The organism is Vibrio sp. 1159, assembly GCF_033340395.1.
GTDB classification, from domain to species: Bacteria; Pseudomonadota; Gammaproteobacteria; order Enterobacterales; family Vibrionaceae; genus Vibrio; species Vibrio alginolyticus.
Genome location: NZ_JAWOWL010000016.1, coordinates 52,720 through 64,869, shown reverse-complemented (window position 1 = coordinate 64,869; position 12,150 = coordinate 52,720). Strand labels below are relative to the sequence as shown.

Genomic DNA, 12,150 nt, shown 5'->3' with positions numbered 1-12,150 from the left:
AACAAAAGGATTAATACGTGCTGATATTGTATAGCACGGAGGGATGCCATCTTTGTGAGATGGCATTTGCTCTAGTAGACCAAGTCGGTTTGGCCGAGCAAACAGATATCATTGATATTGCGTTCGATGATGTACTATTTTCTCGTTACGGCGTCACAATACCCGTATTAAAATATCAAGATTCTGAGTTGAACTGGCCGTTTGACTTAGAACAACTCACACATTGGTTGGATAATAATGGCATTACTTACCATTCATAACGCACAACTTGCATTTGGTGACCACCCATTGCTAGACAAAGCGGAGTTCGCTCTTCAAGAAAACGAACGCGTTTGTTTAGTTGGTCGTAACGGAGCAGGTAAGTCCACGTTAATGAAAGTGCTTGCCGGCGACATTTTGTTGGATGATGGCAAGATTCAAATAACTCAAGACGTAGTAGTTTCTCGGCTTGAACAAGATCCACCGCGCAATCAAGAGGGTACGGTTTACGAATACGTATCTGGCGGTTTGGCTGAAATCGGCGAACAATTGAAGATCTATCATGATCTTCTCGATCTTGTTGCTCAAGACCCAAGTGAGAAGAACATTAACCGTTTGGCGAAAGTTCAAGAGCAACTTGATCATTCTAACGCTTGGCGCTTTGATGACCGTGTTAAGAACGTACTTGGCGCTTTAAAACTAAGCCCAGAAACCAAACTGACCGATCTATCCGGTGGCTGGCAACGTAAAGCTGCTTTAGCTCGTGCGCTGGTTTGTGATCCTGATGTATTGCTTCTTGATGAACCAACAAACCATCTCGATGTGACAACGATCGAATGGTTAGAGAACTTCTTAAAAGACTTCAAAGGCTCGATCATCTTTATTTCTCACGACCGTGCATTCATCAAGTCGATGGCGACACGCATCGTTGACTTAGATCGCGGTCAATTAGCTTCTTTCCCTGGTAATTACGAACAGTATTTGAATGACAAAGAAGAAATGCTTCGCGTCGAAGAAATGCAAAATGCTGAGTTCGATAAGAAACTAGCGCAGGAAGAAGTGTGGATTCGTCAAGGCATTAAAGCACGTCGTACTCGTAATGAAGGCCGTGTTCGAGCCCTTAAAAAACTTCGTGAAGAGCGTCGTGACCGTCGTGAAGTTCAAGGTAAAGTTAACCTAAACATCGATGATGCTTCTCGTTCAGGTAAGATTGTATTTGAAGCAGAAAATGTATCTTTTGCTTACGAAGGCAAGACAATTGTCGACGACTTTAGCTTTAACATCATGCGTGGTGACCGTATTGCACTTATCGGACCAAATGGCTGCGGTAAGAGTACGGTACTTAAATTGCTACTAGGGCAATTGGAAGCGCAGTCTGGTCGTTTACACTGCGGAACAAAATTAGAAGTCGCGTACTTTGATCAGTACCGAGAGATTTTGGATCCAGAAAAGACAGTGATCGATAACTTAGCGGATGGGAAACAAGAAGTAATGGTTGGGGGACGTCAGCGTCATGCGCTGAGTTATCTTCAAGACTTCTTATTTGCACCTAAGCGCGCCAGAACCCCGGTTAAGGCACTTTCTGGTGGTGAGAAAAACCGATTATTGCTAGCCCGTATCTTGTTGAAACCAAACAACTTACTTATTCTTGATGAACCAACTAACGATTTGGATATCGAAACGTTGGAACTTTTAGAAGAAATGCTTGCCAATTATCAGGGTACATTATTGTTAGTGAGTCACGACCGTGAGTTCGTAGACAACACAGTAACAACCAGCTGGATTTTTGAGGGTAACGGTATAATCGAAGAGTTCGTTGGTGGTTATCATGATGCTAAACAGCAGCGTGACCAAGTTCTTGCTTCGCGCAGTCAGGTTGAAAAACCAACGAAGAAAGAGAAAGTGGTTGAGGAAACTCCCAAAACTACGCAACCTAAGAACAATTCGAAGAAGTTATCGTATAAGCTGCAAAGAGAATTAGAGGCTCTACCAGCTAAACTTGAACAATTAGAGTCGGATATCGAGAGCCTTCAGGAGCAAGTGAACGATCCAGAGTTCTTTGCTAAACCTGTAGAGCAAACTCAGCCGGTATTGGAACAGCTTGCTGCACTAGAGCAGGAGTTGGAAATCGCATTCGAGAGATGGGAAGAACTCGAAGCAATGCAACAGGATAGTTAAGAATTCAATGAATTGTAGTAATAAATTCAAATTGACCGCCATTGCAATGATGGTTGGTACCACAATGAACGCACAGGCGGCATTGTATCAAGTTGTTGAGGTTTCACCTCAGGATCATGGTTCAAACGGTGACTACCAAACGGCTTACGGGGTTGCAATTCAACAGGGCGACGCAGGTACAGATCCTTCAACAGGTTCACCTTTCGCTTTAGGCTGCTTTGATGCAGCAGCAAACTGCACGCCAGAGCAGTTTAAACTTGCAATGGAAACTCGCACTACACCGATTTCAGCGACACAAGCCGTGGATGGGAACAGCTATCGTGAAGAAATCCCATTCGGATTAGACGCTGGCTTTTATTACATCCAAGAACTCAAAGACTTTGAGCGTTACTGTTACAACCAGCTTCGCTATTCCACCTGTGACTCTTGGGCTTCAGTAAACTGGACGCCGTGGAATAAAGAACGTAGTAAAGACTTTACTTCTAATGCGTTAGCGTTCATAGAAGAAGATTCTGCTGCTTATAAAAATGAATATAACAATGTTATCAACCAGCTTACCGAGGATGGTGCAGCTGTCGGTAATCAGAGTAAAGTTAGCACAGAAAATACTTCTACATTAGAAACACGAAATACCGTAGTTGCACCAGTAGAGCCAAATATTCTTACTGGCGATGGTGACGCAAGTGTTGTGCAAAGCCATGCTTGGAGCACAGACGGCAATTTTACTGTTGGCAGTGTTTCTCGAACAGCAAGCAATACCAATGGATCTCACCACACATCAAAAGCAGCGATTTGGGATCAAAGCGGAACCGTCAGTGAATTGGCTTGGCCAAGTGGCACATCTAAAGATGGAGAAAGGTTAGCTCAAGGGAGCATGCGTGACTTTGTCACTGATGGAACTACGGTCTATGGCGTAGGTTACAACACTTACAGTGATGATAACTACCTGAATGCGACTGTTTTTGTCGGAACTTTAGAAGCCGAAGGTAGCGTTGAAAACGCAACTTGGAAAAACAAAGTTGTTGTAGGAGCTAGACAGCGTGAGGGTGATGATACGGTTCATACAAACTCACGATTAACCGACGTTAACTCTAATTTTGTTGCTATTGGTGAAGCAAAACGTTCGGGCGGATACTTAATGCCAACGGGCTCTGCTCCGAATCGTCTCTTTATCGTAGATGATGTTCGTAAGGATTCTATTAGCGCTTTTTACCCAACTACTGGCATTTTCTTTAGCGGTGCGGGCGGTAAGATGGGCGGTATCAACTCTTACAATGAAATCGTCGGGCAACTTGATGCAGAAACGACTCGTGAAGACGATGGCAAGCCACGTCGTAAGCGCGGTTTTATCTATCCATATAGCGTAGGTGGCGAGACTAGTGAACGTGCTGCAACATTATTCAATGGAAAAGCTTGGTTCCTAGACAGTTTGACTAACGGCGGTGATTACTCTGAACAAAACAATCAGTTCCGTATTATCGACGCAACTGATATCAATGATGCAGGTGTGATCTCTGGTACTGCTATGAAATGTGCAGGTGGTTATAGTACAACAGCAAACAATGCGACATGTAGCTCTGAAGAGCAAATTGTAGCAGTCAAACTAGTACCTATTGCTGACGCAACTAAGGACGACATCGTATCTCGAAGCATTGACTCAACGACGACAGAGCGTCAAGGTGCAGGCCTTGGTTGGTTAGCTTTGACCATGCTTGGATTGTTTGGGTTCCGTAGAAAATAGTTAAAAATCGTCAGTAATTTTTAAATCAAGCAGAGGCTCACACATTTGAGTCTCTGCTTTTTTTATGCCTTGAGAAATTGCCTACTTTGATCGATTCTTATAAGTGGAGTCATAAAAACTCCATCAAAGTTTCACAATAACAGCTGTACGTTAGTAAATGGACCTGTATGAGGAATTAACTATGAAGAGACAAAAGCGTGATCGCCTAGAACGAGCTCAATCTCAAGGCTACAAAGCTGGATTGAATGGAAGGTCTCAAGAGGCTTGCCCATATCAACAAGTTGATGCTCGGTCGTATTGGTTAGGTGGTTGGCGTGATGCCAGAGATGAAAGACAATCTGGTCTCTACAAATAAACTCTCCACATACAAAAAGAAGGATTCGAAAGGGCTCTACGGAGCCTTTTCTACATTATAGGGACATAGGGAAGTAGGTTAACACTCGATAACAAAAAGGCTCTTAAATAGGAGCCTTAATAAATCGATTAAAATCGTGATTAGAAGCTTGAAGTGTCTTGGAACAAGCCAACTTTCAAATCTTTTGCTACGTAGATTTCTTTGCCGTCCACACATACACGACCGTCAGCCAAACCCATCACAAGCTTACGGTTTACAACGCGTTTCATGTGGATTTCGTACGTCACTTTTTTCGCTGTTGGCAGGATCTGACCTGTAAACTTCACTTCGCCAACACCCAGAGCACGACCTTTTCCTTTGCCACCAACCCAGCCAAGGAAGAAACCAACAAGTTGCCACATCGCATCAAGGCCAAGACAACCCGGCATTACAGGGTCGCCAGGGAAGTGGCAGTCAAAGAACCACAAATCTGGAGTAATATCCAATTCCGCCAAGATCAAACCTTTACCAAAATCGCCTTCAGTCTCAGACATTTTAGTAACACGATCCATCATTAGCATGTTTGGCGCAGGAAGCTGAGGGTAACCAGGCCCAAACAGTTCGCCTTGGCTAGAAGCAAGTAGATCGTCACGGTTATAAGAATCACGTTTGTTTTGCATTATCAATTACTCCAATTTTTGATAGCTGCATCTTAGTGAACACGCGTACGCTAAACAACTCCGATCAGTACTAGACAAACCAGTTTTTGATGCGCTGCACAATTCCTTCTGGATGCTCATGTCTTTCAAAGTTTTCAATACGTTCCGCTATTTTGCCAATAATGCTATCGTCTTCACCTCTAAAAGGTTTATTCATTACAATCGGAATAGCTTCATCTACGGTAGAAACGGACCAAATATGGAACTCACCATTTTTAATGCTTTCTATTACATCTTTATGTAATGCAAGGTGTTTAAGGTTTGATTTTGGCATCACAACACCTTGATTTCCTGTAAAACCTTGATGTTTACAAACCTGATAAAAGCCTTCAATTTTTTCGTTCAAGCCACCGACGGCTTGCACTCGACCAAACTGATCAACAGCTCCTGTAACCGCAACTTTTTGATTAATTGGAGATTCAGATAAAGCACTCACCAAGCAACAAAGTTCTGCAAGAGATGCGCTGTCACCATCAACTTCACTATAAGACTGTTCAAATACGATGGAGGCTGAGTAAGGCAGTGGTTCATCCAGTTTCAGAGCAGAGCTCAAGAAAGCTTGCATAATCATCATGCCTTTTGCATGTAGATTGCCTCCAAGCTCAGCTTTGCGCTCAACATCGGAAACATCGCCATCACCAAAATGAATTACACAAGATATTCGTGCAGGCTCACCATAGCTGACAGGGTGCCCAGCCATATCAATAACGGTTAGGCCATTGATTTGACCAACTTGTTCCCCAGTTGTCTCAATGATGACTTGGCCATCTAAAATATCGTACACGGCACGCTGAGGAAGGTAAGATTCTCGGTAATACTTATCGTCAATCGCTTTATCTAACGACTTGTAATCTAATGCGTGGCCATCACTGAACTGGCTAGCAAGCGTTAGAAGTTGAGAGTGCCACATTACTCCTAAAGGCAGATAATGTTGATCTTCAGTAAATCTCATACCGGCTAGCAACAATCTTCTAAAACCACATTCAGTTAAGTGAGGCAGCTGATATTGAGAACATATCCAGTTCACTAAACCAAAGTAATCTGTCAAATTCTGCTCTGACAGATGAATATCTTCTTCAACTTCCGTATACATGGCAAAGCCAGAACAGAAGTCTTCATCGATGTATTCTAGCTCTGCTAACTGACTTCTTTCTCCTGTTACAATCAGTTTTACATCATAAGCTTTAGCTTGCGGTACTGAAGTAGGTAAACGAGTAGGGCTTAGGTTCAGTGGCTCGATAAGGTTTTGTTGAATTGCAGACTTTATATTTGGCCAAAGCCCTGGGTTAGCCAAAATTAGATTAGCCGGTACTATTAAGTAACCGTTATCTGCCTGTGAAATTAAACCAGGTTGGAAGGCAATATCACCACTTACATCAACACTGTAACGGTCAAATAAACGTTTGGCATCAAGTGATTCCGACAAAACTATCGCAGCGTTAGACTGGCTCTGAAGAGCTTTACTGATGAACTCTCTATATACAGAATTATCTACGCAGTTAATGAGTAGTACTCGCGTCAATCCGGAAATTTTTGAAAAACGAGATATCGTTGCCGACATTCTCGGTTGGAGATCAGTAAAAGACTTCTTTGTTAACGAAGATGCAGACTTTAAAAGTGCTTCGTACTGCTCAAGTGAAGGTGTTACGTCTTGCCAATTAAGTTGGTTCATTAAAATTCATCGTAATTCAATCTTGCCGACATTATAACGAAACGGACTATAACACCCTAGCACCAATTTGGTTTGCTCTCGGCATTCATCTCTCAATGAACAATACTTAGACAAATGAGTGATCAACATCGATACTTCTAAGAGTTTTATTTGCCCAAGTAAACCATCTGGGTTACGCTGTCACTAGGTTATGTTTATGGGTCGGAACAAATGAAATATCAGCAGCTTGAGAATCTAGAATGTGGGTGGAAATGGAAGTATCTCATCAAAAAATGGAAAGATGGTGAAGCGATTACCCGACATATTGATACAAGCGAAGCAGATGCAGCGGTCGCAGAACTAAAACGCCTTGAACACGAGCCTACACTTGTCTTAGCTTGGATAGAAAACCACATGTCAGAAGAGTTAGATAATAAACTCAAGCAGGCTATCCGAGCGAAACGGAAACGTCACTTCAATGCAGAGCAAGTCCATACAAAGAAGAAATCCATTGATTTAGATTACCGAGTTTGGGAAAAGCTTTCTAGTAGAGCGAATGAACTTGGTTGTACGTTATCTGACGCAATTGAATATTTGCTTTCCGAAGCGTCGAGAAGTGAAAAAGCGAGTCAAAAAGTTACCTCAATTAAAGAGGATTTGAGTAAATTGCTATCTAGCTAGGATAGGGAGTGCCAAATGTTATATGTAATCTTAATTGCAGCCATCGTGATCTTTTGGTTGATCGCAGTCGATAGGCCGGTGTTAAAAGTAAAGTTCGATAATGGCCATATTAGTAACGTAAAAGGGCATCTACCTCCTTCTTTCAAACACAACTTACAGGATATTAGTGAGCATAACCCGTTTACTGGTGAAATGAAGGTGTATAGCCAACGAACAGGAATGCGCTTAAGCTTTTCCAAAGGCATTCCCAAAAAAGTTCAACAGAGGATTCGTAACGTTTTTCCGCACCAGGGCTTCAAAGCAAACAAAGGCAAGAAGCGCGCTTAATTACATATCAGTTACTTCATCATGTTAAATGGGACGCAATGTGGCGTCCCATTTTCGTATCTACAGAAAAATTACTTATCATCGAACAATCAACAACATAAACGGACCAAAACGATGAGATACGTTGTAACTTTAATGGTATTGATCTTTGCAAGTAATTCAGTTTTTGCTGACGATTCAGAAACGAACCTGTTGGCTAAAAAGATTAAGACTAAGCTTCAAAAGAAAGTAGACAATAAGTTTGATGGCTATCAAGGTTATTGTGACGTCATGATAGAAATGGAGCACAAAAGTAAAAACGCAGTAATAAAAAGAGTAACCAGCAGTGGTGACCAAAAAGTGTGTAGGTACGTTAAGTCCAACTTGAAGAAAGGAAAACGCTATCGTTACAAATACCCCGAAAAGTACATTCGCCTCCATATAACCACAGGCTTATAAATGTTTCAGAACGCAACTGAGCTCGTGATTTTTGGCAGATTTCGTTGCGGAGCGATTAGAGCGTTTAGCTGATTTTTGCTGTTGTACGAGGCGAGTATGAAAGGCTTTTTTGTTTGGTAGCGCTTAAGTTAGTAATCGTGATGCCATTGAATGGCAAATTCAGTGAGTTGGCCATCATCACCATACATAGATTGATTCAGGTGCTTACGGAAGAACACGCCAGTAAGTCGAGGACTAAGCGCGCATCAATTTTCAATAAGAGATTTGATTTGCTTCGTAAGCATAACCACAAACCAAACTAGCGATTGCAAGTCCACAGAAACCTCGGTTAAAGCCTCAAAAGCAAACAATGTTGTTAATCTTAGGAGGACATTTTAAAGTAGCTAAAACCGGACATTATTGCTTTGAGACCCCACCCCTTGGTACGCATTATGTATATTATGTTAAATTGTATATTGCTGTACGCTAAATTTTGTCTGAGTATGCTCCTATTCCCTTGCAGATTTTAAATTTAAGGGCCTTACTGTGAGCATTAAACATAATGGTTATTTACCATAAAATACTTAATATAGATCTTAATAATCTATCGATTGTTAAGATCTATATTAACGCCTTTTTACTTATTGAAATGACTGTATAGCTTCGAAGATATCTTGTCTTCTAACTGGCTTGGAAATGAATCCGTCCATACCGGCATCCAGGCATTTATCTCTATCGCTTTCTAGCGCATGTGCAGTTAACGCTATAATTGGGGTCCTGAGACCTTTATCTCGAATAAGTCTTGTTGCGGTAATTCCATCCATCACTGGCATCGAGACATCCATGAGAATCAAATCGATTAAATCCTCATTCTCTTCTAAAAATGTTAATGCCTCTGCTCCATGGCTTGCGATATGAACATTATGGCCAAGCTTATTTAAGATAAGCTTTATTACGAACTGATTCGATTCGGTATCTTCTACGACGAGAAGTTCCATTGCTTTTGTCGGTTGATTGGTTTCGATTCTAACTGGACGATTTTGATTACAACGAGTCAAAACTGGAATCGAAATCGTAAAGGTTGAACCAACATGCTCATCACTTTTAACGGCAATCTTTCCACGCATCATTTCGACTAAATGCTTGGTTATTGCGAGCCCCAGTCCTGTACCACCGAAGCGTCTCGTGATGGAACGGTCCCCTTGATGAAATGCCGTAAACAAGTGCTCTTGCTTTGCTTTAGATATACCAATTCCAGTGTCAGATATTGAGATCACAAGTTCAGCATCTTGCTCAGATACAGAAACTTTTACTTCACCTTCGTCTGTAAACTTTATTGCATTCCCTATTAGATTAAACAGAATTTGAGATAACCGCGTGGAGTCAATCCAAAATTGTTTGTCATTAGTGACAGTACAGTTGAGCTTGAATTTAAGATTTTTCTTCTTAGCTATTTGTTTTTGCTGAGAAATAACAAAAGTGACAGTGTCTCTTAAGTTAATCCATTGTTCATTGAGCTGAAAGCGACCTGACTCGATTTTAGAAAGATCAAGAATGTCACTGATTATCGCGAGAAGTAACTCTGCAGAGCACTCCATTTGGCTCAAAGCATCAATTTGTTCTTCTGACAAGGTTGATTGCTTCAGTATATCTAGCATTCCAAGAACGGAATTTAAAGGGGTTCTTATTTCATGACTCATCATCGCTAAGAACTCCGACTTAGACCGGTTCGCAAGCTCTGCTTCTTCTCTTGCTTTAGCGAGCTGAGTTGTTCTTACTTCAACGATACGTTGTAACTTCTCTTTGGTCTCGATATCAATGACCGCCCTTTCAATTAAGGGACGAAACCGCCTCAAGGTTTCCTTATTCTCTATGCTAAAGTGCCCTTTCTGAGCTCCAATAAGTAGGATTACGGTTTGCGTTACTTCTGAACGTATACCAGTTAAAACGACCGAGTTTACATGGCTTTTTATAAAGCTGTTTAAGTTAACAAACTCAGCGAGTTTATCTGGCTCGAACAGTAGAATGCATTCACCATTGAGAGCTCTTTGATAGGTGTTACCGTGTAACCAGGATACATTATCAAATACGCTATTAGTTGATATCAATGTCTTGAAGGGATATCGTTCACCATCACGAGTCAGTACAATAAAATCATCGAAGTTGATGTACTTTTTGAGGACATTGTTTAATCCCGTAAATATCTCATGCCGATTCTTTGCCTCACTCATCGCAGATATCGCGGAAAGAATGGCCTTGTTTTCATCAGCGAGTAGTCGTTCTCTTTGTCTAGCCTGCTTTAGCTCAACTAACGCTTCTTGAAGCGCTTCCTGTTGATATATGTCTAAGTATTTATCTTTCATAAGGTTTATGGAATATAGCCGATGAAATCATCAGGTTTCCATGTCCATTCTCACCACCAATAAATCTACCTTGCTCGCCGAAAGTAAAAGGGCAAATAAAAGGCAAATGTTCTAGTTCTTGGTTAATTTGTTCACAAACGCTATTCATGTCTTGCATTAAGTGCAACATGGGACCTGCGCAAAAGATATTTATCACTCCAATTTTTCGAGACTCTTCTAATTTTTGGTTAAAAGCGGCATTGACGACTTTTGCAGCGCGCGCAACGAGATGCTCACGACTTCCTTTCATTAATGTGAGCTCGTCACCCTCTTCTATTCGTGTAAACAACTCGATTCCACCATCTGGCGTCTCACGGATCGGATGGGATAACTTGTAATATGGGCGATCATAGAGATGACCTGCGATCCGCCCTAATGGATAAGCACTCGAGTTTGTAAACAGCATATTATCTTTACCTACTTGGTTATCCTGGTGATTTGTCCACCTTCTATAAACATTGAGCGCAGGTTCATTATCAATTTCAAGTAAGCATCTATCGTTGGTCTTGGTTGCAACACCTTTGATATTAGTTGGTGTATGCCCAGCGCTAAAAGCGATATCAACAGGTTGAGAGGAGTAAAAGAGAGTTAAGCTTAAACCTGAAGTTTGAGAGCCTTGGGCGGTTATCACAGACCATTTCCCAGCGATGTTATTATCAGCGGCCGAACCACCAATAATTGGAATTAGAGTTCCAAATCTTTCATCTATAGACGCAATGATTGATTCCTCTTGCCCTGGTGTAGCATGAAGTAGAATTAAGTTTGGTACCTCTCCTACACGGTTTGCGTTCTCAAGGGCCATATCCAAAGCCTTGGTGACGCTGTCACCTGAGTTGTGATTAGAAATACCAGTACCATAAGCATGAGGACCTGTATCATAAACAGCAAGTGCCGCAATTACTGGTCCTGTATGAAAGCCCTGATCTGTCATTACGGCTTGACATGAACTGGCGCCATGAAAAGGCACACCAGGAAAATGCGCAAGAAACGCTTCTCGAATCAACTCGAAATTGTATTCTTCCGTGTAGTAACACATCACGTAAGACAAGTTCTGTTGTGTCAATTCTGACCTGAGCGTTTTTATCGCTGAGTCTTCATCTTTAATATGAGTAAAAACTGATTGGCAATGCATACGATTTTATAATTGGATATCACTCTGCTGTTATACCATTCCAACCAATTTTCTCTAGGTAAGAAGGTGTTAATTTCATTAATAAGTTACGATTATCTCGTGATAGATCGTATTTATAATTGAACTACAACAATGTTTTCACCTTTTTTAAAGGTGATTTTTTTCGATTCAGGCATGATGTCCCATTCTACTGACTTATGCTTTTCGTTGAGATTGATAAAATTACCAGATTGATTTAGATCAATTTTTAGAGTGCTACTTTCTGTCGTTTCGAGCGAAATTCCCATTGAGTCACGATTAATCGTGATTATTTCTCCTTCAATTGTTACATCGCATCGTTCTTTTTGTGAACAGTCAACGCTATTAACGCTCTCGTGTGTAAAGGTACGCCAGAAAAATGCGCCTATTAAAACACTGAGCATGATTAAGATTTGTGCAAGTCGCGCCTTTGTTAACTTTTGTGCAGGCATAATTACTAATATCCTTGTTACAAACTTCAAACTTTTTAAATAAAAAATGATTTCCAGAGGTCCAGTAAGGTTACTACCCTGTCATTGAATTGTTAATTCAAGTATAGTGTCACGCTGAA

Annotated in this window: 12 protein-coding genes; 7 read left to right on the top strand and 5 right to left on the bottom strand. The window is 41.3% G+C overall.

Annotation, left to right across the window (positions count from 1 at the left end; translation table 11 throughout):
• Nucleotides 1–17: 17 nt before the first annotated feature.
• The 4 genes from R7127_RS14145 (at nt 18) to rmf (ending at nt 4,253) form a co-directional block, all read left to right on the top strand.
• A complete protein-coding gene (locus tag R7127_RS14145) occupies nt 18–260 on the top strand; it encodes a glutaredoxin family protein (RefSeq protein WP_017821808.1) in 243 nt (80 codons plus the stop codon).
• Nucleotides 238–2,157, top strand: a complete 1,920-nt coding sequence (locus tag R7127_RS14140; protein WP_005377449.1) for an ABC transporter ATP-binding protein — start codon at nt 238–240, stop codon at nt 2,155–2,157. The genes R7127_RS14145 and R7127_RS14140 overlap by 23 nt, the downstream gene beginning before the upstream one ends.
• 7 nt (nt 2,158–2,164) lie before the next feature.
• Nucleotides 2,165–3,898, top strand: coding sequence for a DUF3466 family protein (locus R7127_RS14135; protein WP_318142053.1), 1,734 nt, complete (start codon nt 2,165–2,167; stop codon nt 3,896–3,898).
• A 181-nt stretch (nt 3,899–4,079) separates the two neighbouring features.
• Complete coding sequence (rmf, locus tag R7127_RS14130) at nt 4,080–4,253, top strand: ribosome modulation factor (protein ID WP_005377453.1); 174 nt, start codon at nt 4,080–4,082, stop codon at nt 4,251–4,253.
• Nucleotides 4,254–4,393: 140 nt separating this feature from the next.
• On the opposite strand, the gene fabA is transcribed toward rmf, so the two are convergent.
• Entirely contained in the window at nt 4,394–4,912 is a 519-nt protein-coding gene (gene fabA, locus R7127_RS14125) for a bifunctional 3-hydroxydecanoyl-ACP dehydratase/trans-2-decenoyl-ACP isomerase (RefSeq protein ID WP_005390081.1), read from the bottom strand.
• 70 nt (nt 4,913–4,982) lie between these two features.
• On the bottom strand, nt 4,983–6,623 hold the full coding sequence (locus R7127_RS14120) for a Lon protease family protein (RefSeq protein WP_318142054.1): 1,641 nt from the start codon (nt 6,621–6,623) through the stop codon (nt 4,983–4,985).
• A gap of 210 nt (nt 6,624–6,833) precedes the next feature.
• Between R7127_RS14120 and matP the strand changes: the two genes are divergently transcribed.
• The 3 genes from matP to R7127_RS14105 all read left to right on the top strand — a co-directional run bounded on the left by matP (nt 6,834) and on the right by R7127_RS14105 (nt 8,048).
• The gene (gene matP, locus R7127_RS14115; RefSeq protein ID WP_005396497.1) at nt 6,834–7,283 is read left to right on the top strand and encodes a macrodomain Ter protein MatP; all 450 of its coding nucleotides are present in this window, start codon (nt 6,834–6,836) and stop codon (nt 7,281–7,283) included.
• Between the two features lie 15 nt (nt 7,284–7,298).
• Entirely contained in the window at nt 7,299–7,610 is a 312-nt protein-coding gene (locus R7127_RS14110) for a DUF3634 family protein (RefSeq protein ID WP_005377468.1), read from the top strand.
• 114 nt (nt 7,611–7,724) lie between these two features.
• Nucleotides 7,725–8,048: a hypothetical protein gene (locus R7127_RS14105; RefSeq protein ID WP_025766620.1), complete on the top strand. Its 324-nt coding sequence runs from the start codon at nt 7,725–7,727 to the stop codon at nt 8,046–8,048.
• A gap of 620 nt (nt 8,049–8,668) precedes the next feature.
• On the opposite strand, the gene R7127_RS14100 is transcribed toward R7127_RS14105, so the two are convergent.
• The 3 genes from R7127_RS14100 to R7127_RS14090 form a co-directional block, all read right to left on the bottom strand.
• Nucleotides 8,669–10,390 (bottom strand): ATP-binding protein, encoded by a 1,722-nt coding sequence (locus R7127_RS14100; RefSeq protein WP_005377471.1) that lies wholly within the window; start codon nt 10,388–10,390, stop codon nt 8,669–8,671.
• The gene (locus tag R7127_RS14095) at nt 10,380–11,561 is read right to left on the bottom strand and encodes an FIST signal transduction protein (RefSeq protein WP_017634895.1); all 1,182 of its coding nucleotides are present in this window, start codon (nt 11,559–11,561) and stop codon (nt 10,380–10,382) included. Before R7127_RS14095 ends, R7127_RS14100 begins: the two co-directional genes overlap by 11 nt.
• A 113-nt stretch (nt 11,562–11,674) precedes the next feature.
• Nucleotides 11,675–12,031 (bottom strand): hypothetical protein, encoded by a 357-nt coding sequence (locus R7127_RS14090; protein ID WP_005377473.1) that lies wholly within the window; start codon nt 12,029–12,031, stop codon nt 11,675–11,677.
• Nucleotides 12,032–12,150 lie beyond the last annotated feature (119 nt).

Bases quoted from the DNA above. Each gene is read 5' to 3' on its own strand.
- R7127_RS14140 (WP_005377449.1), top strand. From the start codon at position 238: ATGGCATTACTTACCATTCATAACGCACAACTTGCATTTGGTGACCAC.
- R7127_RS14135 (WP_318142053.1), top strand. From the start codon at position 2,165: ATGAATTGTAGTAATAAATTCAAATTGACCGCCATTGCAATGATGGTT.
- rmf (WP_005377453.1), top strand. From the start codon at position 4,080: ATGAAGAGACAAAAGCGTGATCGCCTAGAACGAGCTCAATCTCAAGGC.
- fabA (WP_005390081.1), bottom strand. From the start codon at position 4,912: ATGCAAAACAAACGTGATTCTTATAACCGTGACGATCTACTTGCTTCT.
- R7127_RS14120 (WP_318142054.1), bottom strand. From the start codon at position 6,623: ATGAACCAACTTAATTGGCAAGACGTAACACCTTCACTTGAGCAGTAC.
- matP (WP_005396497.1), top strand. From the start codon at position 6,834: ATGAAATATCAGCAGCTTGAGAATCTAGAATGTGGGTGGAAATGGAAG.
- R7127_RS14110 (WP_005377468.1), top strand. From the start codon at position 7,299: ATGTTATATGTAATCTTAATTGCAGCCATCGTGATCTTTTGGTTGATC.
- R7127_RS14105 (WP_025766620.1), top strand. From the start codon at position 7,725: ATGAGATACGTTGTAACTTTAATGGTATTGATCTTTGCAAGTAATTCA.
- R7127_RS14100 (WP_005377471.1), bottom strand. From the start codon at position 10,390: ATGAAAGATAAATACTTAGACATATATCAACAGGAAGCGCTTCAAGAA.
- R7127_RS14095 (WP_017634895.1), bottom strand. From the start codon at position 11,561: ATGCATTGCCAATCAGTTTTTACTCATATTAAAGATGAAGACTCAGCG.
- R7127_RS14090 (WP_005377473.1), bottom strand. From the start codon at position 12,031: ATGCCTGCACAAAAGTTAACAAAGGCGCGACTTGCACAAATCTTAATC.